General features: G+C 67.0%; 25 protein-coding genes and 1 other RNA gene. 11 read left to right on the top strand and 15 right to left on the bottom strand.

Going from position 1 to position 24,594, the window contains the following annotated elements; all coding sequences use genetic code 11:
- Window positions 1-44 precede the first annotated feature (44 nt).
- On the top strand, window positions 45-371 hold the full coding sequence (gene yhbY / locus HOP52_RS17405) for a ribosome assembly RNA-binding protein YhbY (protein ID WP_238978678.1): 327 nt from the start codon (window positions 45-47) through the stop codon (window positions 369-371).
- Window positions 372-484: 113 nt separating this feature from the next.
- Here the strand turns inward: yhbY and greA are convergent, their stop codons facing one another.
- The 6 genes from greA to HOP52_RS17375 form a co-directional block, all read right to left on the bottom strand.
- Window positions 485-961, bottom strand: coding sequence for a transcription elongation factor GreA (gene greA / locus HOP52_RS17400; protein ID WP_238978677.1), 477 nt, complete (start codon window positions 959-961; stop codon window positions 485-487).
- Window positions 958-4,188, bottom strand: coding sequence for a carbamoyl-phosphate synthase large subunit (gene carB, locus HOP52_RS17395; protein WP_238978676.1), 3,231 nt, complete (start codon window positions 4,186-4,188; stop codon window positions 958-960). The genes greA and carB overlap by 4 nt, the downstream gene beginning before the upstream one ends.
- A gap of 54 nt (window positions 4,189-4,242) precedes the next feature.
- A complete protein-coding gene (carA, locus tag HOP52_RS17390; RefSeq protein ID WP_238978674.1) occupies window positions 4,243-5,400 on the bottom strand; it encodes a glutamine-hydrolyzing carbamoyl-phosphate synthase small subunit in 1,158 nt (385 codons plus the stop codon).
- A gap of 427 nt (window positions 5,401-5,827) precedes the next feature.
- Window positions 5,828-6,631, bottom strand: a complete 804-nt coding sequence (gene dapB / locus HOP52_RS17385) for a 4-hydroxy-tetrahydrodipicolinate reductase (RefSeq protein ID WP_238978673.1) — start codon at window positions 6,629-6,631, stop codon at window positions 5,828-5,830.
- 63 nt (window positions 6,632-6,694) lie between these two features.
- Complete coding sequence (locus HOP52_RS17380) at window positions 6,695-6,997, bottom strand: HigA family addiction module antitoxin (protein ID WP_238978671.1); 303 nt, start codon at window positions 6,995-6,997, stop codon at window positions 6,695-6,697.
- A gap of 22 nt (window positions 6,998-7,019) precedes the next feature.
- Window positions 7,020-7,358 (bottom strand): type II toxin-antitoxin system RelE/ParE family toxin, encoded by a 339-nt coding sequence (locus HOP52_RS17375; RefSeq protein ID WP_309675118.1) that lies wholly within the window; start codon window positions 7,356-7,358, stop codon window positions 7,020-7,022.
- A gap of 48 nt (window positions 7,359-7,406) precedes the next feature.
- On the opposite strand from HOP52_RS17375, the gene HOP52_RS17370 reads away from it, so the two are divergent.
- Window positions 7,407-9,371 (top strand): Clp1/GlmU family protein, encoded by a 1,965-nt coding sequence (locus HOP52_RS17370; protein ID WP_238978669.1) that lies wholly within the window; start codon window positions 7,407-7,409, stop codon window positions 9,369-9,371.
- A gap of 7 nt (window positions 9,372-9,378) precedes the next feature.
- On the opposite strand, the gene HOP52_RS17365 is transcribed toward HOP52_RS17370, so the two are convergent.
- Complete coding sequence (locus HOP52_RS17365; RefSeq protein WP_238978667.1) at window positions 9,379-10,293, bottom strand: DMT family transporter; 915 nt, start codon at window positions 10,291-10,293, stop codon at window positions 9,379-9,381.
- Window positions 10,290-10,571: a DUF2218 domain-containing protein gene (locus HOP52_RS17360; protein ID WP_238978665.1), complete on the bottom strand. Its 282-nt coding sequence runs from the start codon at window positions 10,569-10,571 to the stop codon at window positions 10,290-10,292. Before HOP52_RS17360 ends, HOP52_RS17365 begins: the two co-directional genes overlap by 4 nt.
- A gap of 162 nt (window positions 10,572-10,733) precedes the next feature.
- On the opposite strand from HOP52_RS17360, the gene HOP52_RS17355 reads away from it, so the two are divergent.
- Window positions 10,734-11,690 (top strand): HNH endonuclease, encoded by a 957-nt coding sequence (locus HOP52_RS17355; RefSeq protein WP_238978664.1) that lies wholly within the window; start codon window positions 10,734-10,736, stop codon window positions 11,688-11,690.
- A gap of 69 nt (window positions 11,691-11,759) precedes the next feature.
- On the opposite strand, the gene dnaJ is transcribed toward HOP52_RS17355, so the two are convergent.
- The 3 genes from dnaJ to grpE form a co-directional block, all read right to left on the bottom strand.
- Entirely contained in the window at window positions 11,760-12,908 is a 1,149-nt protein-coding gene (gene dnaJ, locus HOP52_RS17350; protein ID WP_238978663.1) for a molecular chaperone DnaJ, read from the bottom strand.
- A 106-nt stretch (window positions 12,909-13,014) separates the two neighbouring features.
- On the bottom strand, window positions 13,015-14,946 hold the full coding sequence (dnaK, locus tag HOP52_RS17345) for a molecular chaperone DnaK (RefSeq protein ID WP_238978662.1): 1,932 nt from the start codon (window positions 14,944-14,946) through the stop codon (window positions 13,015-13,017).
- Between the two features lie 131 nt (window positions 14,947-15,077).
- The gene (gene grpE, locus HOP52_RS17340) at window positions 15,078-15,725 is read right to left on the bottom strand and encodes a nucleotide exchange factor GrpE (protein WP_238978661.1); all 648 of its coding nucleotides are present in this window, start codon (window positions 15,723-15,725) and stop codon (window positions 15,078-15,080) included.
- Window positions 15,726-15,952: 227 nt separating this feature from the next.
- Here grpE and recN point away from each other — a divergent pair, with 227 nt between their 5' ends.
- Window positions 15,953-17,629 (top strand): DNA repair protein RecN, encoded by a 1,677-nt coding sequence (gene recN, locus HOP52_RS17335; protein WP_238978660.1) that lies wholly within the window; start codon window positions 15,953-15,955, stop codon window positions 17,627-17,629.
- A 103-nt stretch (window positions 17,630-17,732) separates the two neighbouring features.
- Here recN and fur read toward each other — a convergent pair whose 3' ends face one another.
- On the bottom strand, window positions 17,733-18,179 hold the full coding sequence (gene fur, locus HOP52_RS17330; RefSeq protein WP_238978659.1) for a ferric iron uptake transcriptional regulator: 447 nt from the start codon (window positions 18,177-18,179) through the stop codon (window positions 17,733-17,735).
- Window positions 18,180-18,251: 72 nt separating this feature from the next.
- On the opposite strand from fur, the gene HOP52_RS17325 reads away from it, so the two are divergent.
- Window positions 18,252-18,737, top strand: a complete 486-nt coding sequence (locus HOP52_RS17325; RefSeq protein ID WP_238978658.1) for an outer membrane protein assembly factor BamE — start codon at window positions 18,252-18,254, stop codon at window positions 18,735-18,737.
- Between the two features lie 48 nt (window positions 18,738-18,785).
- Here the strand turns inward: HOP52_RS17325 and HOP52_RS17320 are convergent, their stop codons facing one another.
- Both HOP52_RS17320 and HOP52_RS17315 read right to left on the bottom strand, forming a co-directional pair.
- Complete coding sequence (locus HOP52_RS17320) at window positions 18,786-19,103, bottom strand: RnfH family protein (RefSeq protein ID WP_238978657.1); 318 nt, start codon at window positions 19,101-19,103, stop codon at window positions 18,786-18,788.
- Window positions 19,093-19,527, bottom strand: a complete 435-nt coding sequence (locus tag HOP52_RS17315) for a type II toxin-antitoxin system RatA family toxin (RefSeq protein ID WP_238978656.1) — start codon at window positions 19,525-19,527, stop codon at window positions 19,093-19,095. The genes HOP52_RS17320 and HOP52_RS17315 overlap by 11 nt, the downstream gene beginning before the upstream one ends.
- A gap of 127 nt (window positions 19,528-19,654) precedes the next feature.
- Between HOP52_RS17315 and smpB the strand changes: the two genes are divergently transcribed.
- The 4 genes from smpB to HOP52_RS17295 all read left to right on the top strand — a co-directional run bounded on the left by smpB (window position 19,655) and on the right by HOP52_RS17295 (window position 21,470).
- The gene (gene smpB, locus HOP52_RS17310) at window positions 19,655-20,146 is read left to right on the top strand and encodes an SsrA-binding protein SmpB (protein ID WP_238978655.1); all 492 of its coding nucleotides are present in this window, start codon (window positions 19,655-19,657) and stop codon (window positions 20,144-20,146) included.
- Between the two features lie 39 nt (window positions 20,147-20,185).
- Window positions 20,186-20,565, top strand: a transfer-messenger RNA (tmRNA) gene (gene ssrA / locus HOP52_RS17305).
- A 307-nt stretch (window positions 20,566-20,872) separates the two neighbouring features.
- Entirely contained in the window at window positions 20,873-21,139 is a 267-nt protein-coding gene (locus tag HOP52_RS17300) for a type II toxin-antitoxin system RelE family toxin (RefSeq protein WP_238978654.1), read from the top strand.
- Window positions 21,123-21,470, top strand: coding sequence for a helix-turn-helix domain-containing protein (locus tag HOP52_RS17295; protein WP_238978653.1), 348 nt, complete (start codon window positions 21,123-21,125; stop codon window positions 21,468-21,470). Before HOP52_RS17300 ends, HOP52_RS17295 begins: the two co-directional genes overlap by 17 nt.
- Window positions 21,471-21,589: 119 nt before the next feature.
- On the opposite strand, the gene HOP52_RS17290 is transcribed toward HOP52_RS17295, so the two are convergent.
- The gene (locus tag HOP52_RS17290) at window positions 21,590-21,838 is read right to left on the bottom strand and encodes a hypothetical protein (protein ID WP_238978652.1); all 249 of its coding nucleotides are present in this window, start codon (window positions 21,836-21,838) and stop codon (window positions 21,590-21,592) included.
- A 224-nt stretch (window positions 21,839-22,062) separates the two neighbouring features.
- Between HOP52_RS17290 and HOP52_RS17285 the strand changes: the two genes are divergently transcribed.
- Together HOP52_RS17285 and nspC are read left to right on the top strand one after the other, a co-directional pair.
- Complete coding sequence (locus HOP52_RS17285) at window positions 22,063-23,262, top strand: saccharopine dehydrogenase family protein (protein WP_238978651.1); 1,200 nt, start codon at window positions 22,063-22,065, stop codon at window positions 23,260-23,262.
- Between the two features lie 3 nt (window positions 23,263-23,265).
- The gene (nspC, locus tag HOP52_RS17280) at window positions 23,266-24,444 is read left to right on the top strand and encodes a carboxynorspermidine decarboxylase (RefSeq protein ID WP_238978650.1); all 1,179 of its coding nucleotides are present in this window, start codon (window positions 23,266-23,268) and stop codon (window positions 24,442-24,444) included.
- Window positions 24,445-24,594: the final 150 nt, after the last annotated feature.

The following is a 24,594-nucleotide window of genomic DNA, read 5'->3' as shown; positions in this document are numbered from 1 at the left end:
CCGTACCATGACAGGTTACGCGCAACCGGAAGACGCAAGATACCATGAGCTTGTCACAGGCACAAAAGAAAGCATTTCGCAGCATCGGCCACCATCTCAACCCGGTGGTGATCGTATCGGAAAACGGGCTGTCCGAGGGGCTTTTGGCCGAACTCGACCGCGCGCTCGCCGACCACGAGCTGATCAAGGTCAAGCTGGCCTTGCCGGAGCGCGACGACCGCGCCGCCATGCTCGAGGAGCTGCTCACCGCCAGCGGCGCCGAGCGGGTGCAGACCATCGGCAAGATGGCGCTGCTCTACCGCGCCAACCCCCAGGCCAACCCCAAGCTCTCCAACCTCAAGCGCTTCGAGGGGCATCACGGGCGGCACTGACCGCGCAAGGAGCGAGAAGCAAGCTCTCGGCCTCCCCCTACGCTACCGGGCAAGATACCAAGAACCCCGCCAGGCCCATGCCTGACGGGGCTTCCTTGTCGCTGCCCGAAGGGCTACAGGTGCTCGACGCTTGAGATCTCGTACTCGACCTCGCCGCCGGGGGTCCTGACCACCACCACGTCCCCCTCCTCCTTGCCGATCAGGGCGCGGGCGATGGGCGAGGTCACCGAAATCTTGCCGGCCTTGATCTCGGCCTCGTCCTCGCCAACGATGCGGTAGGTGACCTCTTCGTCGTTACCCAGGTTGATCAGCCCCACGGTGACGCCGAAGATCACCTTGCCGGTCTGCGGCAGCTTGGTGACGTCGATCACCTGGGCACTGGAGAGCTTGCTCTCGATCTCCTGGATGCGCCCCTCGATGAAACCCTGCTGCTCGCGGGCGGCATGGTACTCGGCGTTCTCCTTGAGATCGCCGTGCTCGCGGGCCTCGGCGATGGCGGCGATCACCTTGGGACGCGCCTCGCTCTTGAGGTGCTCAAGCTCCTTGCGCAGGCGCGCCTCACCGGCGACCGTCATCGGGACCTTGTTCATTGACTGGCTCCTGCATGCAGTTCTTGTAGCCGCCGCACGGTGATCTCGTTGCCATACTCCAGTGCCATGCAAACGGCACTGGCCCCCGCCAGGGTGGTGGCGTAGGGGACCTTGCGGGCAAGCGCGGTGCGGCGGATCACCGAGGAGTCATTGATCGCCTGGCGACCCTCGGTGGTATTGACGATGTAGGCGATGTCGTCGTTCTTGAGCAGATCGACGATATGCGGGCGACCTTCGTAGACCTTGTTCACGACCTCGACATCGAGACCGGCCGCTTCCAGGGCGGCGGCGGTACCGCGGGTCGCGCACAGCGTGAAGCCCAATCCTAACAGAGAACGGGCGATCTCGATAACTCCCGGCTTGTCCGGTTCACGCACCGAGAGGAACGCCTTGCGCTCGCCCTCGAGCTTGGGAATCGCCTCGCCGGCGCCCAGCTGGGCCTTGTAGAAGGCCTCGGCGAAGGTGTCGCCGCTGCCCATCACCTCGCCGGTGGACTTCATCTCCGGCGACAGGATGGGGTCGACCCCGGGGAACTTGTTGAACGGGAAGACCGCCTCCTTGACGCTGTAGAAGTGCGGCACGATCTCCCGGGTGAAGCCCTGGTCCGCCAAGCTGGTTCCGGCCATGCAGCGGGCGGCGATCTGGGCCAGCGAGGTGCCGATGCACTTGGAGACGAAGGGCACGGTGCGCGAGGCACGCGGGTTGACCTCGATAACGTAGATCTCGCCGTCCTGCCAGGCCAGCTGCACGTTCATCAGCCCCTTGACACCCAGCTCCACCGCCATGCGCTTGACCTGCTCGCGCATCTCGTCCTGCACCTCGGCGGGCAGCGAGTAGGGCGGCAGCGCACAGGCGGAGTCGCCGGAGTGCACCCCGGCCTGCTCGATGTGCTGCATGATGCCGCCGATCACCACCTGCTGACCGTCGCTGACGGCATCGATATCGATCTCGATGGCGGCGTTGAGGAAGTGGTCAAGCAGCACCGGCGAGTCGTTGGAGACCTTCACCGCATGGGTCATGTAGTTCTCGAGCTCCGAGGCGTCGTAGACGATCTCCATGGCCCGGCCGCCGAGCACGTAGCTGGGGCGCACCACCAGCGGGTAGCCGATCGCCTCAGCCTTGACGAAGGCCTCCTCGAAGCTGCGCGCGGTGGCATTGGGGGGCTGCTTGAGGCCCAGCTTGTCGATCATCTGCTGGAAGCGTTCGCGATCCTCGGCACGGTCGATGGCGTCCGGGGTGGTGCCGATGATCGGCACCCCGGCGGCCTCCAGCTCACGGGCTAGCTTGAGCGGGGTCTGGCCGCCGAACTGCACGATCACCCCGACCGGCTGCTCCTTGTCGGCGATCTCCAGCACGTCCTCCAGGGTCACCGGCTCGAAGTAGAGGCGATCACTGGTATCGTAGTCGGTGGAGACGGTCTCCGGGTTGCAGTTGACCATGATGGTCTCATAGCCGTCGTCGCGCATGGCGAAGGCGGCATGCACGCAGCAGTAGTCGAACTCGATGCCCTGGCCGATACGGTTGGGCCCGCCGCCCAGCACCATGATCTTCTGGCGATCCGAGGCCTCCGCCTCGCACTCCTCCTCGTAGGTGGAGTACAGATAGGCGGTATCGGTGGCGAACTCGGCGGCGCAGGTATCGACCCGCTTGTAGACCGGACGGATACCGGCCTTCTGGCGGGTCTTGCGGAACTCCTTCTCGGCGACGCCGAGCAGACTGGCCAGTCGCGCGTCGGAGAAGCCCTTGCGCTTGAGGCGCAGCAGCTCACGGGCATCGAGCTCGGAGAGCGAGCGCTTGGCGACCTCCTGCTCGATGCGCACCAGCTCCTCGAGCTGGACCAGGAACCAGGGGTCGATCTTGGTCAGGGCGAAGACCTCCTCGACGCCCATCCCCGAGCGCATGGCATCGGCGATGAAGAAGATGCGCTCGGCGCCGGCGGCCTGCAGCTCGCCCTTGATGTGGGCCAGGGCGTCGTCGGTGAAGTCGGTGACGATGGGGTCGAGGCCGTCGTTGCCGGTCTCCATGCCGCGCAGCGCCTTCTGCAGCGACTCCTGGAAGGTGCGGCCAATGGCCATCACCTCGCCCACCGACTTCATCTGGGTGGTCAGGCGGTCGTTGGCCTGGGGGAACTTCTCGAAGGTGAAACGCGGGATCTTGGTGACCACGTAGTCGATGGAGGGCTCGAAGGACGCCGGGGTGCGCCCACCGGTGATGTCGTTCGACAGCTCGTCCAGGGTGTAGCCCACCGCCAGCTTGGCGGCGATCTTGGCGATCGGGAAGCCGGTGGCCTTGGAAGCCAGCGCCGAGGAGCGCGACACCCGCGGGTTCATCTCGATGACCACCATCCGCCCGGTGCTGGGATCGACGCCGAACTGCACGTTGGAGCCGCCGGTCTCGACGCCGATCTCGCGCAGCACCGCAAGCGATGCGTCGCGCATGATCTGGTACTCCTTGTCGGTCAGCGTCTGGGCCGGCGCCACGGTGATGGAGTCACCGGTGTGCACGCCCATGGGGTCGAAGTTCTCGATGGCGCAGACGATGATGCAGTTGTCGTTCCTGTCACGAACGACCTCCATCTCGTACTCTTTCCACCCCAGCAGCGACTCGTCGATCAGCAGCTCGTGGTTGTTGGAGAGCTCGAAGCCGCGGGTGCAGATCTCCTCGAACTCCTCCTTGTTGTAGGCCACGCCGCCGCCGGAGCCACCCATGGTGTAGGAGGGGCGGATGATCACCGGGAAGCCCAGCGACGCCTGGATGCGCCAGGCCTCCTCCATGCTGTGGGCCACCTCGGCCTTGGGGCACTCCAGGCCGATGCGTCGCATGGCCTGGTCGAAGAGGTCGCGGTCCTCGGCCATGTTGATGGCGTCGGCGTTGGCGCCGATCATCTCCACGCCGAACTTCTCGAGCACGCCGTGCTTGTCCAGGTCCAGCGCGCAGTTGAGCGCGGTCTGGCCGCCCATGGTGGGCAGGATGGCGTCGGGGCGCTCGGCCTCGATGATCTTCTCCACCGCCTGCCAGGTGATCGGCTCGATATAGGTGGCGTCGGCCATGGCCGGGTCGGTCATGATGGTGGCCGGGTTGGAGTTGACCAGGATGACCCGGAAGCCCTCCTCGCGCAGCGCCTTGCAGGCCTGGGCGCCGGAGTAGTCGAATTCGCAGGCCTGGCCGATGACGATGGGGCCGGCGCCGATGATCAGGATGCTCTGGATGTCAGTACGTTTGGGCATGATGATTCCCGCGGCTAATCGGTGAAAAACAGGCTGATGTCGGTCGGGTCGCGCTCAGCGGCGCGCCTTCATCATGGCGACGAAACGATCGAACAGCGGCGAGACGTCCTTGGGGCCGGGACTGGCTTCCGGGTGCCCCTGGAAGCTGAAGGCCGGGCGGTCGGTGCGCTCGATCCCCTGCAGGGTGCCGTCGAACAGCGAGCGGTGCGTGGCCCGCAGGGTGTCCGGCAGGCTCGCCTCGTCGGCGGCGAAGCCGTGGTTCTGGCTGGTGATCATCACCTGGCCGCTGTCGAGGTCCTGCACCGGGTGGTTGGCGCCGTGGTGGCCGTGGCCCATCTTCACCGTCTTGGCGCCACTGGCCAGCGCCAGCAGCTGGTGACCCAGGCAGATGCCGAACAGCGGAAGCTCAGTCTCGAGGATCTCGCGGATCGCCTGGATGGCGTAGTCGCAGGGCTCGGGGTCGCCGGGGCCGTTGGCCAGGAAGACGCCATCCGGGTTCATCGCCAGCACCTCGCTGGCCGGGGTCTGGGCCGGCACCACGGTCAGGCGGCAGCCGCGGGCGGCGAGCATGCGCAGGATGTTGCGCTTGACGCCGAAGTCGTAGGCGACCACGTGGTAGGGACGCTCGGCCTTTCCATCCGGGCCGGCGGTATCGGCGTAGCCCTCGCCCAGGGTCCACTCGCCTTCCGTCCACTCGTAGGGGGTCTGGCAGGAGACCACCTTGGCCAGGTCCATGCCCTTGAGCCCGGGGAAGGCGCGGGCCGCGGCCAGGGCGCGCTCGACGGCGTCGTCGCCCTCGGCCTCGCTGCCGGCCAGAATCGCCCCGTTCTGAGCCCCCTTGTCGCGCAGGATGCGGGTCAGGCGGCGGGTGTCGATATCGGCGATGCCGAGCACGTTCTGGCTCTTCAGGTAATCGGAGAGCGACTGCTCGGAACGGAAGTTGCTGGCGACCAGCGGCAGGTCGCGGATCACCAGGCCGGCGGCGGCGATGGCGCCGGACTCGACGTCCTCGGCGTTGATGCCGGTGTTGCCGATATGCGGGTAGGTCAGAGTGACGATCTGTCGGGTGTAGGAGGGGTCGGTCAGGATCTCCTGGTAGCCGGTCATCGCCGTATTGAACACCACCTCACCGCTGGTCTGTCCATCGGCACCGATCGCCGTGCCATGAAACACACTGCCGTCTTCCAGGGCCAGTATCGCGGGTTTGTTCAATGCGGGGCTGTTCAAGACAAGGTCCTCCCATGCTGATGCGAGCCTGAGGGGCGCAGGCTCGGCGGCTATCGTCATTGCGACAGATTCGACTCGTAAAAAAGCGGGACGAAGCCGATAGATAAACCGGTTTCATCCCGCTTGTTGTCTGTACTGCTCGGGGGCTGGCCACGCAACAAGCGCGCAGTGGAACTGCTGTATTTCAGGCGCCCGGCCAAAATTTTGGAGATGTTACAGGATACAGCCTCGTGTGGCTACTGCCTTACGCCATGGACCCACCAAACCGGCGCTGAACCGGGGCTGATTCGAGCACAGGCCTGCGAGGAGGCGCTGTGAACCCATCCCTGGGCGCTACCTTCGCCATCCATGGCGAAGGACCTCCTCTTCGGCCTGCCCTCGACGCCCCTCGGACGGCAGCTGACTCACAAGCTCACAGCCCCAACACATCCTGCATCGCATAGCGGCCGTTGCTCTGGCCGGCCACCCAGCGCGCCGCGCGCACCGCGCCCTTGGCGAAGGTCATGCGGCTGCTCGCCTTGTGGGTGATCTCGATGCGCTCACCCTCGGTGGCGAACATCACCGTGTGCTCGCCGACGATGTCGCCGGCGCGCACGGTGGCAAAGCCGATCTCCTTGGGATCGCGCGGCCCGCACTGGCCGACCCGCTCGAACACGCCGTGCTCCTTGAGCGTACGGCCGAGGCTCTCGGCCACCACCTCGCCCATCTTCAGCGCGGTGCCGGAGGGCGAGTCCACCTTGTGGCGGTGGTGGGCCTCGATCACCTCGATGTCGTAGCCCTCGTCGCCCAGCGCCCTGGCCGCGGTCTCCAGCAGCTTCAGCGTCAGGTTCACCCCCACGCTCATATTGGGGGCGAAGACCATCGGCAGCCGGTCGCGGTAGCCGTCGAGCACCGCCAGCTCCTCGTCGGAAAGCCCGGTCGTGCCGATCACCATGCGCTTGCCGTGCTTGGCACAGAAGGCCAGGTTGGCCAGCGTCACCTGGGGGGAGGTGAAGTCGATCAGCACATCGAAGTCGTCGACGATGGCCTCCAGCGAGTCCACGGCGCTCACGCCCAGCCGACCGAGACCCGCCAGCTCGCCGATATCGGCGCCGGCAAGCGAACTGCCCGGCTCGACGATGCCGCCGGCCAGGGTGGTCTCGGCATCCTGCTGCACGGCGTTGACCAGGGTGCGGCCCATGCGGCCGGCGACACCGACGATGGCGATACGGGTCATGCGGACTCCTGCAAAAATAGTAGGCTTGGGATCGAGGGGCAGTATACCAGAGGCTCCGACGCCTCAGGCGGCATCTCGCGGCGACACATCCCGTGCGATCTGCTCGCCATGGTCGAGCTCGACCTTCCGGAGGTCATAGGTGGCTTGCAGGTTCAGCCACGACTGGGCATCACCGCCAAAGTAACGCGCCAGCCTCAATGCCGTATCCGCCGAGACGCCACGGCGCTCCTTGACGATCTCGTGCAGGCGCGTCGCAGGCACACGCAGCTCCCGCGCCAGCGCGTTGACGCTCATCTCCAGCGGCTGGAGATAGTCTTCCCGCAACACCTCACCCGGGTGGATTGGCCGCATACCGTTCTTGATCATATGAAGGCTCCCTACGCCAGGATCAATGATAATCCACGATCTCAACATCGAAGGCGGCACCGCTCTCGAAGCGAAAGCAGAGGCGCCATTGGTCGTTGATGCGGATGCTGTACTGCCCCTGCCTGTTGCCACGCAGTGCCTCGAGGCGGTTGCCAGGCGGCGAACGCAGAAAATCCAGAGTGGTTGCCGAATCCAGCAGCTGCAGCTTGCGCTCGGCCTGGCGCCGAAAGGCCCGAAACGCCCTGGGACACCTCCCCTCGAAAAGCTGCTGCGTGCGCTTGCAGGCAAAGGACTCGATCATGACGGTAAAAATATTACGCGAAGCGTAATACGTCAAGCAGGATGACTGCCGCTTGGGCAAGGCAGTCGCTATCGCCCACACTGGGCGTAGCGAGGCGAGGAGCGTGCCATGCTCGCACCACCAGAACCACTGCCGTCAAACCACCCCCTGCTGGCGCTGCTCGGCCGCCACGACCGGGTGCTGCTGGCCGGCGCCCCGGGCAGCGGCAAGAGCACCCTGGCCCGGGCCGCGGCCGCCAGCCTGGCAGTGCAGGGCCACGCCTGCCGCTGCCTGAGCGCCGATCCGGGCCTGCCCGGTTTCGGCCCACCCGGCGCCGCCTGCCTGGGGCGCTGGGACGCCACCCTGGGGGAGCAGGGCGACTGGCAGCTGGAGGCGCTCGCCGCCCTGGCCAGCCTGGACGCCGCCCGCTTCCGCCTGCCGCTGGTGGACGCCCTGCGCCGCCTCGCCCGCCAGGCCGGGGAGGGCCCGCTGCTGATCGATGCGCCCGGGGTGATACGCGGCGTGGCCGGCGCCGAGCTGCTACCGGCCCTGGCCGAGGCCGCCGGCGCCACGGCCCTATTGATGCTCGCCGCGGACCACGGCCCCGCGCCGCTGAGCGCGGAGTGTCGCGCCCTGGGCCTTGAGACGCGGCGCCTGCCGCCGGCCGAAGGGGCCCGCCACCCCGGCCGCCAGGCCCGCACCCAGCGCCGCACCGCGGCCTGGGACGCCTACCTGGCCGGTGCCGAGGAGCGCTGCCTGGCGCTCACCGCCTTGGCGGTGACCGGCACCCCGCCACCGCGCGGCGTGCCCGAGGCCTGGCGTGGCCGCCAGGTCGGGCTGCTCGATGCCCGGGGCGACACCCTGGCACTCGGCGAGATCCTGGCGCTCGACGGCGAGCGACTACGGCTGCGAGCCGCGCCGCTCACCGCCGCACCCGCCGCCCTGGCGGTGCGCGACGCCCGGCGCCACGCCGACGGCCAGCTGGGCACCGCCCACCCCCACCGCGCCCCGACCGGGACGCCCCGCCCCACCCCGGCCGCGACCGAGGCGCTCGCGCCCCTGGCGGCCGGACAGGGACCGCGCCCCCAGGTCCGGCTCACCACCCTGACGGCGACCCTGGTCAACGGCGTCTTCGGCGACCCGCTGCTCCACCTGCGCCTGCGGCACCAGAAGCGCAGCCTGCTCTTCGACCTGGGCGATCCGGGCCGCCTGCCGGCGCGCCTCGCCCACCAGGTGAGCGACGTCTTCATCAGCCACACCCACTTCGATCATATCGGCGGCTTCCTGTGGCTGCTGCGCTCGCGGATCGGCGACTACCCGCCCTGCCGGCTGGTCGGGCCGCCCGGGCTCGCCGGGCATATCGACGGCCTGATGCGCGGCATTCTCTGGGACCGGGTCGCCGACAAGGCCCCGCGCTTCGAGGTCGGCGAGCTGCACGGCGAGCGGCTCGAACGCTGGCGCATCACCGCCGGGGAGGCGGCGCCGGCCCCCCTGCCCCCACGCCGCGTGATCGACGGCATCGTGCATGAGGAGCTCGGTTTTCGCGTGCGCGCCGCGACGCTGGACCACGGCACTCCGGTGCTCGCCTTCGCCTTCGAACCCGACGTCCAGATCAAGGTGCGCAAGGAGCGCCTGGCCGCCCACGGCTGGCCGCCGGGCCCATGGCTTGGGGAGCTCAAGCAGCGGATGCTGGCCGGCAACGGGGAGGCCTGGCTCACTCTGCCCGACGGTGAGCGATGGCAGGCGGCACGGCTCGCCGAGGCACTGCTGCTCACCGGGCCCGGCGAGCGGCTGGTCTATGCCACCGACCTGGGCGACAGCGCCGACAACCGCCGGCGCTTGATCGCCCTGGCGCACGGCGCCCGGGTGCTGTTCTGCGAGGCCCCCTTCCTGGCCCGCGAGGCCGACCAGGCGCGCCTCACCGGCCACCTGACCGCCCACGCCTGCGGCGAGATCGCCGCCGCGGCGCAAGTCGAACAGCTGATCCCCTTCCACTTCTCGCGCCGCCACGCGGGAAACGCGGCGGCGATACACGAGGAGATTCGCTCCCGCTTCCCGGGACTCGCGCCGGCGGCGGAGCGCGCCAGCGAGTGAGCCGGGGTCAGCTCGTCGGCGCGGGCGGGCGGCCGTTGCGCAGCAGCAGGGCGATGGCCGTGAGCACCAGCACGCTGCCCGGCAGCCACACCCAGCCGATCCGCCCGGGGGCCTGGATGAACAGCAGCAGCATGGAGACGAAGGGCACCAGGTAGCCGTAGGCGGTGACGGCCCCGGGGGTCAGCGCCGCAGTGGCACGCTGCATCAGCCAGAAGGTCAGGGCGCTGGAGAAGAGCCCCAGATAGACCAGCAGCAGCAGGTCGCCACCGGTCATGCTGGCCAGGCGCCCCGTCGGTTCCACGACCAGCGCCAACAGGCCGATCAGCACGCCGCCGAGCCCCAGGCTCCAGAAGGTGCGCACCGCCGCGGACGCCGGCAGCCACCCCTTGGCGAGCCCCCACTTGCTGAGCACCGGGTAGAGCGCCGAGGAGACGCAGCCCAGGAAGAACACCGCCTCGCCGATGCCCAGGTGCAGCCCGCCCGCCTCGCCGAGCGACTCGGCGAAGGCCAGCCCCAGCGCCCCGCTGGCGCCCAGCGCCAGAATGGCCGGCAGCCGCCAGCCCGGCTGCTCGACCCGAAAGCCCAGCCCCAGCAGGAAGGCCAGCAGCGGCACGCTGACATAGAGAGTGGCCATGGAGAGTGCCGTGGCATGGTGGGCGGCCCAGAACATGGCGCCGAAGAAACCGGCCAGGCAGAGCCCCATCAGCGCATAGAGCGGCAGCACCCGCCAGGGCGGCACAAAGCCCGGCGCGCGGCGCGCCAGCCACCACAGCCCGGCACAGGCGATGGCGAAACGCAGCGAGGTGAGCGCCAGCGGCGGCAGCTCGCTCATCAGCCCCACGGCGGGAAACGACAGCCCCACCAGCACCGCCCACAGCAGCATGCCCAGGTGGGCGGCACGGCGCGTTATCGCATCGCTCAATTTTCCCAGACGATCTCGAGCGCCTCGTCACCGGCCATGCGCTCCAGGTGACTCGCCACCACGCCTTCCAGGCGATCCAGGCTCTCCTCGTCGAGGGTCTCGACCTCCACCACCAGCTTGCCCGGCTCGGCCCGCATCAGGCAGGTACCGTCCTCGAAGGCCACCCGCCCATGGTCCTCCTTGTGCTCCACCTCCAGCTTGTGCGCCCAGTGCTTGCACAGGCGGTTGATCAGCTTCGCCCCGGACTCGGTGGCAATCTCGGCACGTGAAATGGGCATGCTCGTCTCCGTTCGTCGATCAATGAGCCTTCAGACTATGACGCCACCGCCACCGCCGCCAAGCACCTATTGCAGCGGAACGAAGTGTTCGGTCGGCCGGATCATCGGGGATTTCTGATAATGTGTCCGCAACACCGCAAGTGAGAGCCCGGGAGACACAGCATGACCGATGCGCTTGCCTGCCTGACGCGGCTCAGGGTCGGGCACAGCAGGGGGAAGCCCGCGCCCAACAAGCCCTGCCTGATGCTGGCGATAATTTGCGAGATTCAGAGTGGGCATATCACGTCCTCCAGGATCGCCATTGATGAGCGACTGATCGCCCAGTATCACGACCTCTATGAGCTGGCGGCCGACAGCCGGCAGGAAGCCAGACCCTGGCTACCGCTCTGGTTTCTGGCAAGTGACAAGGGGCCCGATGGCCAGGCAGGCTCGCTCTGGCAACCGGACCTCCCTCCAGCACTGAGCGAGGTCGTCGATCAGTTGGGAGCCCCCAGGTCTCTTGCCCAGCTTCTCAAGCGCTATACAACGGCACGGCTTCACCCGACACTCCATGCTCGGCTTGAGTCCGAAAGCTCGGCGAGAGAAGCGGCAGCCTTGATCATTGCCAGCTACTTCCCCTCCAGACCCGACCTACAGACACGGCTGCATGACTATCTGGAACTGGCCTTTGCCAGCGGTGCCTACGAGCGAGCCCCGGAACGACTCAAAGGTGATCAGCAAGGCCCGCCCGAACAGCAGCGAGCCCGCTCAGCCGCCTTTCGTTCTCTGGTCCTGGAGGCCTACGACTACCGCTGTGCCGCCAGTCGCCTTCGGTTCATCACTCCCGATTTTCGCTTCCTAGTGGAAGCGGCCCACTTGATCCCCTTCTCCGCGAGCCAGGACGACCGTCCCGTGAATGGCCTGGCTCTCACCCCCAACCTTCACTGGGCCATGGACAACCATCTGATTGCCCCCGGTCCGGACCAACGCTGGCATGTCAGCGCCGCGGTGGACCCCCTGGTAGTGGATAACCGCTGGCTCTGCGAGCTCGACCAGCAGCCGCTGGTGCTGCCCCGTGATCCACGCTGGCAACCGGACCCCGACGCCCTGGCCTGGCGGCTGGACCACCTGCAGCGCTGACCCCGGATACGACACCGCCCCGGCATCATTCGATGCCGGGGCGGTGCATGTCACGAAGCGCTGATGGCCTTACGGCTTCATGTCCTCGAAGAACTTCTTCACGCCGTCGAAGAAGCCGCTCTTCTTGGGCGAGTGGTGGGCGCTGTTGGTGCCGCCCAGGCTCTCCTGGAACTGGCGCAGCAGGTCCTTCTGCTCCTCGTTCAGCTTGACCGGGGTCTCGACCACCACCTTGCACAGCAGGTCGCCAGGCGGGCCGCCGCGCACCGGCTTGACGCCCTTGCCGCGCAGGCGGAACAGCTTGCCGGTCTGGGTCTCGGGCGGGATCTTCAGCTTGACCCGGCCGTCCAGGGTCGGCACTTCGAGCTCACCGCCAAGGGCGGCGTCGACGAAGTTGATCGGCACCTCGCACTGCAGGTGCCGCCCTTCACGCTGGAAGATATGGTGCGGCTTGATCGCCACCTGCACGTAGAGATCGCCGGGCGGGCCACCGTTGATGCCGGACTCGCCCTCGCCGTTCAAGCGAATGCGGTCGCCGGTATCCACGCCCGCCGGGATCTTCACCGAGAGGGTGCGGGTCTCGCGCATACGGCCTTCGCCGTGGCACTTGTGACACGGCACCTTGATGTGCACGCCGCTGCCGTGGCAGGTCGGGCAGGTCTGCTGCACGGCGAAGAAGCCCTGCTGCATGCGCACCTGGCCGTGGCCGTGACAGGTCGGGCAGGTCTCCTTGGAAGAGCCCGGCTCGGCGCCCTCGCCGTCGCAGCGGTCGCACGCCACATGGCGCGGCACGCGAATATCGACGCTGGTGCCGGACACGGCGCTCTCGAGGTCGAGTTCGAGGTTGTAGCGCAGGTCGCTGCCGCGCTGCGGCGCGTTGGGGTTGCGCCGCCCACCGCCGCCGCCGAAGATGTCGCCGAACACGTCGCCGAAGATATCGCTGAAGCCCCCGGCACCCGCGCCGGCACCGGCCCCGCCGAAGCCACCGGCCTGGCCGTCTACCCCGGCATGGCCGAACTGGTCGTAGGCGGCACGCTTCTCGCCGTCGGAGAGTATTTCATAGGCCTCGGAGACCTCGCGAAACTTGGCCGCCGACTCATCGTCGCCCGGGTTACGGTCCGGGTGGTACTTCTGCGCCAGGCGCCGGTAGGCCTTCTTGATCTCTTTCTGATCGGCCCCGCGCTCGACGCCCAGCACCTCGTAAAAATCGCGTTTGGACATGGGTCCATGCGCCTCCTGGTCTAGGCAGTTAACGCCTGATCCGCGGAAACGGCAACGCGGGAGTCATCCCCCCGCGCTGCCGTCGTCCGTGGCATGGCCGTGACGGTTACTGCTTCTTCTGGTCGTCGTTGACTTCTTCGTATTCGGCGTCGACCACATCCTCTTCCGGCTTGCTGCCGGCATCGGCGCTGTCCGCCCCCGCCTGCTGGGCGGCATCGGCCTGCTCGGCGTACATCTTCTGCGCCAGGTTGCCGGAGGCCTCGGTCAGCTTGTCCAGCTTGGCCTGGATGTCGTCCTTGTCGTCGCCCTTGAGCGCCTCTTCCAACTCGGTAATGGCGCTCTCGATGGCCTGCTTATCCTCGTCGCTGGCCTTGTCGCCGGCCTCCTCGAGGGTCTTGCGTGAGGCGTGGACCATGCCGTCGGCCTGGTTGCGCAGTGCCACCAGCTCCTCGAACTTCTTGTCCTCGTCGGCGTGGGCCTCGGCGTCGCGGACCATCTGCTCGATCTCGTCATCGGAGAGGCCGCTGGAGGCCTTGATGACGATCGACTGCTCCTTGCCGGTGGCCTTGTCCTTGGCGGAGACGTGCAGGATGCCGTTGGCGTCGAGATCGAAAGCGACCTCGATCTGCGGCACGCCGCGCGGCGCCGGCGGGATGTCGGCCAGGTCGAAGCGGCCCAGCGACTTGTTGCCGCCCGCCTGCTTGCGCTCGCCCTGCAGCACATGGATGGTCACGGCGGTCTGGTTGTCATCCGCGGTCGAGAAGGTCTGGGTTTTCTTGGTCGGGATGGTGGTGTTCTTCTCGATCAGCGGGGTCATCACGCCGCCCAGGGTCTCGATGCCCAGGGTCAGCGGGGTGACGTCGAGCAGCAGCACGTCCTTGACGTCGCCGCCCAGCACACCGCCCTGGATGGCGGCGCCCACGGCCACCGCCTCGTCCGGGTTGACGTCCTTGCGGGCGTCCTTGCCGAAGAAGTCGGCCACGCTCTTCTGCACCAGCGGCATGCGGGTCTGGCCGCCGACCAGGATGACGTCGTCGATCTCGGAGGCGGACAGCCCGGCGTCGGCCAAGGCGGTCTTGCACGGCCCCAGCGAACGCTTGACCAGATCCTCCACCAGCGACTCCAGCTTGGCCCGGGTCACCTTGACGTTAAGGTGCTTGGGCCCGGTGTTGTCGGCGGTGATGTAGGGCAGGTTGACGTCGGTCTGCTGGGCGCTGGAGAGCTCGATCTTGGCCTTTTCGGCGGCTTCCTTGAGACGCTGCATGGCCAGATTGTCGCCGGACAGATCGATGCCGGAATCCGACTTGAACTGATCCACCAGGTAGTTGATCAGGTGCATGTCGAAGTCTTCGCCGCCCAGGAAGGTGTCGCCGTTGGTGGCCAGCACCTCGAACTGGGTCTCGCCGTCGACGTCGGCCACTTCGATGATCGAGATATCGAAGGTACCGCCACCCAGGTCGTAGACCGCGATGGTCTTGTCGCCGCGGGACTTGTCCATGCCGTAGGCCAGCGCCGCCGCGGTGGGCTCGTTGATGATGCGCTTGACCTCGAGGCCGGCGATGCGGCCGGCATCCTTGGTGGCCTGACGCTGGCTGTCGTTGAAGTAGGCCGGCACGGTGATGACCGCCTCGGTGACTTCTTCACCCAGGTAGTCTTCGGCGGTCTTCTTCATCTTCTTCAGCACTTCGGCGCTGACCTGCGGCGGCGCCAGCTTCTTGCCCTTCACTTCCACCCAGGCGTCGCCGTTGTCGGCCTCGCTGATCTTGTAGGGCACCATCTTGATGTCCTTCTGGACAACATCGTCCTTGAAGCGACGACCGATCAGGCGCTTGATGGCGTACAGGGTGTTCTCAGGGTTAGTGACCGCCTGGCGCTTGGCCGCCTGGCCCACCAGCGTCTCGCCGTCGTCGGTATAGGCGATGATGGAGGGCGTGGTGCGCGCGCCCTCGGCGTTCTCGATCACCTTGGCGCTGTCGCCGTCGAGCACGGCCACGCAGGAGTTGGTGGTCCCCAGGTCAATACCGATGATGCGTCCCATAGGAAATCCTCGAAAAGTCGTTGCTTGAATTCGTCTCTGCGGCGCTTGCCGCGGGGTTGTCGTCTATCTGGGGGGCGGCGCATGACTTTTCAAGCCCTGCCGCTCAAGTCCCGTGATTCGCCGGCTGCCGTTCAGCCCGCCGCCTGGCTGACCACCACCATGGCCGGGCGCACCAGGCGCCCGTTGAGCAGATAGCCCTTCTGGATCACTTCCATCACGCTGTTGGGCTCGAGCTCGGGGTTGGGCACCATGGCCATGGCCTCGTGGTACTGGGGATCGAAGGGCTCGCCGGCCGGGTCGACGGCCTCGACGCCGAACTTGCCCAGCACGTCGCGCTGCAGCTTCAGCGTCATGGCCACCCCTTCCCGGTGGGTCTCGCTGGCCCCCTCCTCCATGGCATCCAGCGCCTTCTCCAGGCTGTCGACCACCGGCAGCAGCTCCTTGACGAACTTCTCCAGGGCGAACTTGCGCGCCTTCTCGGCCTCCTGCTCGGCGCGGCGGCGCACGTTCTGGGCCTCGGCGGCGGCGCGCAGCGCCTGGTCCTTGGCCTCGGCCACGCTCTGCTCGAGCTCCTCGACCCGCGCCGCCAGCACTTCAGCCTCGGGATTGGCGACCTCAGGGTTGGCGCCCTCGGTATCGATCGTCTCGCCCTGCTCCTCGATCAGGCCCTCGAGCTCCTCCTGGGCCAGACGGCTCTCGGCCTCCTGCTCGGCGGTGTCGCTCTCCTGCTCGTGGCGTGCCAGCTCGTCATCGAGCGGGGTCTGGGGTTCTTTGGCCATGGGCTTCTCCTGAAACGCTAAGTCGGCCCGCGGGCCGCGCATGATTCGGGGTAGCAATCACGTTGCAATCTGCCGGCTATATTGGGGTCATGTCGCGAATCTCAAGGGATGAATCCCGAGGTTGGCCGTGCGTGCATTGAGCGCCGCCCTGGACTACTGTATAAAAACCCAATACCCGTGTACGGATATCCAGCCACGCCCTTCAGCCTGGCGCCGGGAGGAGATAGATGCTGACTCAGCTTGCCATTCGCGACTACGCCATCGTCGATACCCTCGACCTTGAGCTGGCCGGCGGCATGACCGCCATTACCGGCGAGACCGGCGCCGGCAAGTCGATCCTGCTGGGCGCCCTGGGGCTCTGCCTGGGCGAGCGCGCCGATGCCGGCAGCGTGCGCCACGGGGCCGAGCGCGCCGACCTCAGCGCCCGCTTCGATATCGCCGCGCTGCCCGCCGCCCGCGCCTGGCTGACCGAGCGCGAGCTGCCCGACGACGACTGCCTGCTGCGCCGCACGGTGGCGGCCAGCGGCCGCTCCCGCGCCTGGATCAACGGCCAGCCGGCCACCATCGCCGATCTCAAGGCACTCGGCGAACACCTGGTGGAGATCCACGGCCAGCACGCCCATCAGGCGCTGCTGCGCGAGGAGACTCACCTGCGGCTGCTCGACGACTTCGCCGGCCAGCGCCAGGCGGTGGCCGAGATGGCCGAGACCTTTCGCCGCTGGCAGCGGGCGCGCCGGCGCCTCAAGCGGCTGGCCGAGAGCGGCGACGAAGCCCAGGCGCGCCGCCAGCTGCTGCGCTACCAGGTCGAGGAGCTCGACGGTCTGGCCCTGGGTGAAGGCGAACTGGAGGGGCTGGAACAGGAGCAGGAGCAGCTCGCCCACGCCGAGGAGACCCTGCGCGAGGCCCAGTTCGCCGCCGACTGCTGCGATCACGACGAGGGCGGCGCCCTGTCGCTGCTGCACCAGGCCACCAGCCGGCTCTCCGCGCTGCCGGGCCACCAGCAGGGCAGCCTGGCCGAGACCCTGGCCATGCTCGGCGAGGCGCGCATCCAGGTGGAGGAGGCGGCCCGCGAGCTGCATCGCTTCGTCGACACCACCGAGCTGGACCCGGAGCGCCTGGCCTGGGTCGAGGCGCGCCTGGGCGAGGTGCACCGCATCGCCCGCAAGCATCATGTGATGCCCGAGGAGCTCCCCGACCTGCATCGCCGACTCGCTCAAGAGCTCGAAGGGCTGGAGGGCGGCGAGCATGACCTCGAGACGCTCTCCGCCGAGGTCGAGGCCCTGCGCGACGCCTGGCGCGAGCAGGCGCGCGCCGTGGGCGAGGCGCGCCGACGGGCCGCCAAGCGCTTTGGGAAGGCGGTACAGGAGCAGCTGGCCTTCCTGGCCATGGGCAAGGCGCGCTTCGAAGTGGACGTGGAGGGGCGCGAGAGCCCGCAGGCGGAGGGGCTGGAGGCCGTGCGCTTTCTGATCAGCGCCAACCCCGGCCAGCCGGCGCGCCCCTTGGCCAAGGTGGCCTCGGGCGGCGAGCTGTCGCGCATCAGCCTGGCAATCCAGGTGGTGGCCGCCCGCCACTCGACCATCCCCAGCCTGGTGTTCGACGAGGTCGACGTGGGCATCTCCGGCGCCACCGCCGAGATCGTCGGCCAGCTGCTGCGCCGGCTGGGCGACGGCGGCCAGGTGATGACGGTGACCCACCTGCCCCAGGTGGCGGCCCAGGCCCACCACCATCTGCACATCGAGAAGCGGGCCAAGCGCGATGCCACCCTGACCCGCATGGCGCTGCTCGACGAGGCCGGTCGGGTCAGCGAGCTCGCCCGCATGCTCGGCGGCGTGACGCTCTCCGACCGCACCCTGGCCCACGCCCGGGAAATGCTCGATGCCAGCCAGCAGCGCGCCCATCACTGAGCCAGGCCGCTGACCCAGCGCCAACGCCCCCGGCTCGGATGAGTCGGGGGCGTTGGCTATGATGGCGCCAGATCAGTCAGCCGGGCACCGTCAACCAGGCGGCCTACTTCTTCTGGATGCCTTCCGGACGGGTCGCCTGGGAGCCCCGGGGCCGCACATAGAGCACCAGCGCATGGTCGACGAGCTCGAAGCCGTGCTCTTCGGCGATCTCGCGCTGGCGCCGCTCGATGGTCTCGTCGAAGAACTCGATGATCTCGCCGCTCTCTAGGCACACCATATGGTCATGGTGCTCCTCCTGGGAGATCTCGAACACCGCATGGCCGCCGTCGAAGTTGTGACGGACCACCAGGCCGGCGGACTCGAACTGGGTCAGCACGCGATAAACGGTGGCCAGGCCCACGTCTTCGCCGGCATCCAGCAAGGTCTTGTAGACATCCTCGGCGCTGAGGTGGTGCTGCCCGGTGGCATTCTCGAGGATCTGCAGGATCTTCACGCGCGGCAAGGTGACCTTCAGGCCCGCCTTGCGCAGTTCATGGTTTTGGTCGGCCATGGTTGCTCTTCGCAGTATCAGGTAGGGTCGGGTATGATCGACCGAATCCACGATAGTGAAGAACTGAGCCAAATGCAAAAGCTGATCAAAACCGTCACCCTTTCTGTTGCCCTGACGCTGGTCAGCGGCTGCGTCTACAAGCGCGACCTGCCCCAGGGCAACTACCTCACCGAGGGCATGGTTGAGCAGCTGCAGCCCGGCATGAGCCGCGACCAGGTGGTAGGCGTGATGGGCCGCCCGCTGCTCGAAGCCCCCTTCGACGCCAACCAGTGGGACTACGTCTTCCGCCTCGACGAGGCCTACGGCGGCGTCCAGCAGCGCCGCGTGACCCTGACCTTCGCCAACGGCCGGCTGGCCGATATCAAGCGTGACGGGGACATGACCGGGGATATCGAACTGCGGCCTCAGGACGGCATCGGCCCCGCCGTGGAAGGTACCAGCCCAACCGAGGGCATGCCGGCCACCCAGCCGGACATGGCACCCGAGACCACACCGCGCGACGGCGGCACCCTGCCCCAGGGCGGTGAGCCGGCCTCGGGCGACGCCCTGGAATTCTGATCCGCCCTGGAGATCGCTGACGCCCCGGCCGGCTTACCGTCCGGGGCGTCAGCCGTTGCGGCGAGCGGCGCGCAGGGCGCGGGCCTGCTTGGGGTCGAGGAGCAGCGGGCGATAGACCTCGACCCGATCACCCTCGCGCAGCGCCTGGCCGTCCGGGTCGCGCACTGGTTTGCCGAAGATCCCCAGGTCGGCCTGTTCGAATGTCTCGGGGTCGACCTCGGGAAAGTGTCGGGGCAGCTCGGCCAGGGCGACGGCCTGGCGCGCCGTGGTACCCGCCGGCACCGCCAGGGTCACGACTCGCTGCTTCTCGGGCAGGGCGAAGGCCACCTCGACCCGGAGCGTCGCCTGCGTCGCTTCAGCGGCCATAGAGCTCGTCGGCGCGGCGGGTAAAGGAGTCCACCAGCTGCCCCGCCACCTGCTGGAACAGCTTGCCGAAGGCCATGCCCAGCAGGCGGTTGGCGAACTCGAACTCCAGCTCCAGACTGACCTTGCAGGCGCCGTCCCCCATGGGCAGGAACAGCCAGCGCCCGCGCAGGCGCTTGAAGGGGCCGCTGACCAGCGACATCTCGATACGCTCGGGTTCGATCAGGTCGTTGCGGGTGGTGAAGCTCTGCTCGATCCCGGCGCGCCCCAGGGTCATCTCCCCGATCAGGTGCGAGTCATCCCGCTCCAGCAACCGCGCGCGCCGACACCCCGGCAGGAATTCCGGGTAGCTTTCGAAATCATTGACCAGTTCGAACATATCCCTAGGGGTGTGCCGCACCAAGGCGGACCGATTGACCGTTGGCATTGCGCTCTCCGCTGACTTCACCGTGCCCAGGGCGTATCATGAGCCGTTATTTCACGCCTGAATGGTACCACGCTTCCCCGTAGATCGAAGGGGGGGCCGCCATCGGCAGAACACGATACGAGGTTCCATGGCCAATAAGAAAGGGAAGGGCAAGGGTCCCGGCAGCAACGTCATCGCCCAGAACAAGAAGGCGAAGTTCGAGTACCACATCAACGAGACCTTCGAGGCCGGCCTGGTGCTGGCCGGCTGGGAAGTGAAGAGCCTGCGCGCCGGCAAGGCCCAGCTCACCGATACCTACATCCTGATCAAGGACGGCGAGGCCTGGCTGCTGGGCAGCCATATCATGCCGCTCAACACCGCCAGCACCCATGAGATCGCCGACCCCACGCGCACCCGCAAACTGCTGCTGCATCGCAAGGAGATCGCCAGGATCTTCTCGCGCACCCAGGACAAGGGCCACACCTGCGTGCCGCTCAAGCTGTACTGGAAGGGCAACAAGGTGAAGTGCGAGCTGGCGCTGGTGACCGGCAAGAAGCTCCACGACAAGCGCGCCACCGAGAAGGACCGCGACTGGCAGCGGCAGAAGGGCCGCATCATGCGTGAACAAGTCAAGGCCTGAGGTGTCATAGGGTCGTCCATCTGGTATGATGGCGCTTATGGGGGCGACATGGCTTCGACGCCGGTGACAACCCTTGCGGTGCATGCCGAGAGCGTGATGTATCTCGTAAATCCAACATCACGACTAAATAGTCGCAAACGACGACAACTACGCTCAGGGCGCGCTGGCAGCTTAAAGCTGTTAGCTTCTAGCCCGGCCCCAAAGCGATGTGCCCATTCATCGCGGAGGGGATATGAGCCAAGACTGATGGGATCGCGGTTGGTGGTGTCCTCTCGCCAATCGCTAAAACTGACGAGGAATCGCGTTGCTGGATCCTGCCCGTCGGAGCCAGTAGCGTTAAATCAAAAGACGGACCTAAGCATGTAGAGCCAATAGGCGAGTGCCGGCGGACGCGGGTTCGATCCCCGCCGCCTCCACCAAACCTAGGTTTCAGGAGGCTCCACACCACTCCAGAAACCGCATGAACAGGGGCCTCCGGGCCCCTTTCTTGTGTCTGGACGTTCCATGGCATTCCTTGATATACCCCCACTCAAGGGGGCATCCGGCTATCACCAGCCCGAGGCGCCTCCCATGAGCCGCCAGACCAACAAGCTGACAGCCACCACCGTGAAGACGGCCAACCCCAGGGACAGGGTATTCCGTGCAGACAACGCGGTGCCGATTCGCATCGCCCCTCAATGACGCCCTTGCCGATCCTCGCCCGCGCCCTTAAACTTATAGAAACTTATGACCTATCAAGTGCAGTGGACGCTGAAAGCCACCAAGCAGGCCAGCAAGATACCCAAGCCCGACCGCAGCCGGATCATTGCCAGCGTGGGCGAGTTGGAGGACTGGCCTGGTTGCGTCACGACCAAGGACATCAAGCCGCTGAAGCGCCACCAGCACCACTACCGGCTCCGTGTGGGTCGTTACCGCGTGCTGTTCGACGTAGAAACCGGGCTGCGCGTGGTGTCTATCGAAGAGGTGAAGAAACGCGATGAGCGCACCTATTGATTACCGTATCAGCGAGGAAGCGGGCCGCCGCTTCGCCGTTGTGCCCCTGGAGCAGTTCACCGATCTGGTGGAGCGGGCCGGCGAGGCCGATGCCCTGACGCTGCCCCACGAGATCGTCCGCCGCCACCTGGCCGACGAGGTTCCGCTGGTTCGCTGCTGGCGCGAGCACCTGGCCATGACTCAGGCCGAGCTTGCGGGCCGGCTGGAGGTCTCTCAGGCCCAGGTCGCCCAGTGGGAGCGCCCCGGCGCCAACCTTCGCCACAGCACGCTGAAGAAGCTGGCCACCGCCATGGGCATCCATGTGCGGCAGCTTTCCCTCGACGACGACTGAGCCGACGGTTTCTCGGGCAGGCACCGCAGCTAGATGCAGGGCAATCCCACAATTGGACGAGGACCCTGAACCTCGAGTGCTTGAGCCCCTCACCGGAAGGCGGCACCCGGTACGGCGACTCAGACGAACTCGGAGTCGTCGGTGCGAACGATCACCGCATCGTCCGCGCCCGGCACCAGCACCGAGAACTCGCCGCCGCCCAGGTGGGTCACCCTGTGGCCTTCGCGAGTCTTGAAGGACGCCGGCTCCTCGCCCGCTGGCCCCGCATGCTGCAGCTCACTGATGTCCCTGGGGCTGACGAACATGTCGATGATGTACTCTCGACCCAGCTCATCGAAGGCCATGATGGTCTTTTCATGCTGAAGCACTTTCCGCCCTCCTCTCGGCATCTTCACTTTAGTCTAACACTTGACGCGAAAACCACTTGATACCAGCCTCAGGGGGCGCCATTATCAGCGCCCACTCGTCTACCCCCGCTGGGGAAGCCGGACGAGGCCAAGACCGGGGTGGCATCGGGTCGGGGTGCGCTGTGGCGGCCCACTACCGATAAGACCCTACCACTGTTGAACTTTCCCGATCTGGATTCGAACCCATGAGCAAAGTCTTGATTATCGGCGCCGGCGGCGTCGGCGGTGTCGTCACCCACAAGTGCGCCCAGCACCCCGAGGTCTTCAGCGATATCCTGCTGGCCAGCCGCAACGAGGCAAAGTGCCGGGCCATCGCCGACCAGCTGGATCGCCCGATCCAGACCGCCCAGGTGGATGCCGATGACGTCGAGGCGCTGGTCGCGCTGATCGAGTCGTTTCAGCCGGACGTGCTGATCCACGTGGCCCTGCCCTATCAGGACCTGACCATCATGGAGGCCTGTCTGCGTACCGGCGTGCCCTATCTGGACACCGCCAACTACGAGCATCCGGACGAGGCCAAGTTCGAGTACAAGGAGCAGTGGGCCTTCCAGGAGCGCTACGCCAAGGCGGGCAACATGGCCACCCTGGGCTGCGGCTTCGACCCGGGCATGACCAATATCTACTGCGCCTACGCCCAGAAGAACCTGTTCGACGAAATTCACCGCATCGACATCCTGGATGCCAACGGCGGCGATCACGGCTACCCGTTTGCCACCAACTTCAACCCGGAGATCAACATTCGCGAGATCACCGCGAAGGGTCGCTACTGGGAGAAGGGCGAGTGGAAGGAGACCGACCCGCTGGCGGTGAAGCGCAAGTTCGAGTTCGACGGCATCGGCGAGAAGGACATCTACCTCCTCTACCACGAGGAGCTCGAGTCCCTGTGCCGAAACATCAAGGGGCTGGAGCGCATCCGCTTCTGGATGACCTTCTCCGATAAGTACATCACCCACCTCAAGGTGCTCGAGAACGTCGGCATGACCCGCATCGAGCCGATCAAGGTGGGCGGTGCCGAGATCGCCCCGCTGGAGTTCCTCAAGGCGGTACTGCCGGATCCGGCCTCCCTGGGCCCGCGCACCAAGGGCAAGACCAACATCGGCATCATTGCCGACGGCATCAAGGACGGTAAGCGGCGCAAAGTGCATATCTACAACATCTGCGACCACGAAGCGTGCTACGCGGAGGTCAAGTCCCAGGCGATCTCCTACACCACCGGCGTGCCGGCGGTGACCGGCGCCATGCTGATGCTCCAGGGCATCTGGAAGGGCAAGGGCGTGTTCAACGTCGAGCAGCTCGACCCCGACCCCTTCATGGCGCGCATCGGCGAGATGGGCCTGCCCTGGCAGGTGGTCGAGCTCGACCCCGACCACGACCCGCTGGCCTGAGCCATGGGGGATGCACGCGACCACGGCCTAGACGTCGGGCTCGATTTCGACATTCAGGCCTGTCCCTCGCCGGCCTATGTGGTAGACGACGCCCTGCTGCGCCGCAACCTGGAACTGCTGGGGCAGGTCCAGGAGCGCAGCGGCGCCCGCATCCTGCTGGCGCTCAAGGGCTTCGCCATGTGGGACACCTTTCCGCTGGTCCGCCAGTACCTGGTCGGGACGACGTCCAGCGGCCAGGACGAGGCGCGCCTGGGGGCGGAGACCTTCGGCGGCGAGGTGCACTGCTACTCGCCGGCCTTCACCGAGGAGGAGATGGCCGTGGTACTGCGCTACGCGGACCACCTGAGCTTCAACTCCCCGGGCCAGTGGCGGCGCTTCCGCGACACCGTCGCGGCGGCGCCGCGGCGGGTCTCCTGCGGGCTGCGGGTCAACCCGGAGCACTCCACCGGCGCGGTGCCGCTCTACGACCCCTGCGCGCCGGGCTCGCGGCTCGGCACCCGGGCCGCGGACCTGGCGCCGGCGGATCTGGAAGGCCTCGAGGGGCTGCACTTCCATACCCTGTGCGAGCAGAACAGCGACGCCCTGGAGGAGACCCTGGCCGCCTTCGAGGCGAAGTTCGGCCACTATCTCGCCAGCCTGAAGTGGATGAACCTCGGCGGCGGGCATCATATCACCCGCGAGGACTACGACGTGGAGCGGCTGGTGCGGGTGGTCCGCGACTTCAAGGCGCGCCATCCGCATCTGACGGTCTACCTGGAGCCGGGTGAGGCGATCGCGCTGAACACCGGCTACCTGGTCTGCTCGGTGCTGGATATCGTCGACAACGACGGCCCCATCGCCATCCTCGACACCTCCGCCACCGCGCACATGCCCGACGTGCTGGAGATGCCCTACCGGCCGGAGATCATCGGCGCCGGCGAGCCGGGCGAGAAGGCCCACAGCTACCGCCTGGGCGGGCTCACCTGCCTGGCCGGCGACATGGTGGGTGCGTACAGCTTCGACAGGCCGCTGGCGATCGGCGACCGGCTGGTGTTCACCGACATGGCCCACTACACCATGGTCAAGACCACCACCTTCAACGGCATTCGCCTGCCGTCGATCTGCCGCATCGACGAGACGAGCCGCGCGGTGCGCACGGTGAAGACCTTCGGCTACGTGGACTATATGCAGCGGCTCAGCTAGCCGCCGCGGCCGACGAGAAAAGCACCTGCGGGTGCTTTTTTCGTTTCTGCGCCATACGATTACAGCCTCGGGCCAGGCTCAGACCGTCATGATGGCCGAAGCTTCCCCCACCCGGCATTTTCCCGCAAGGTAGGGGCATAGCGATCCAGC

The sequence above is a fragment of the Billgrantia campisalis genome, assembly GCF_022341425.1.
GTDB lineage: Bacteria > Pseudomonadota > Gammaproteobacteria > Pseudomonadales > Halomonadaceae > Halomonas > Halomonas campisalis.
The sequence above is the reverse complement of the archived record's forward strand: the minus strand, read 5'-3'. Positions and strand labels throughout refer to the sequence as shown.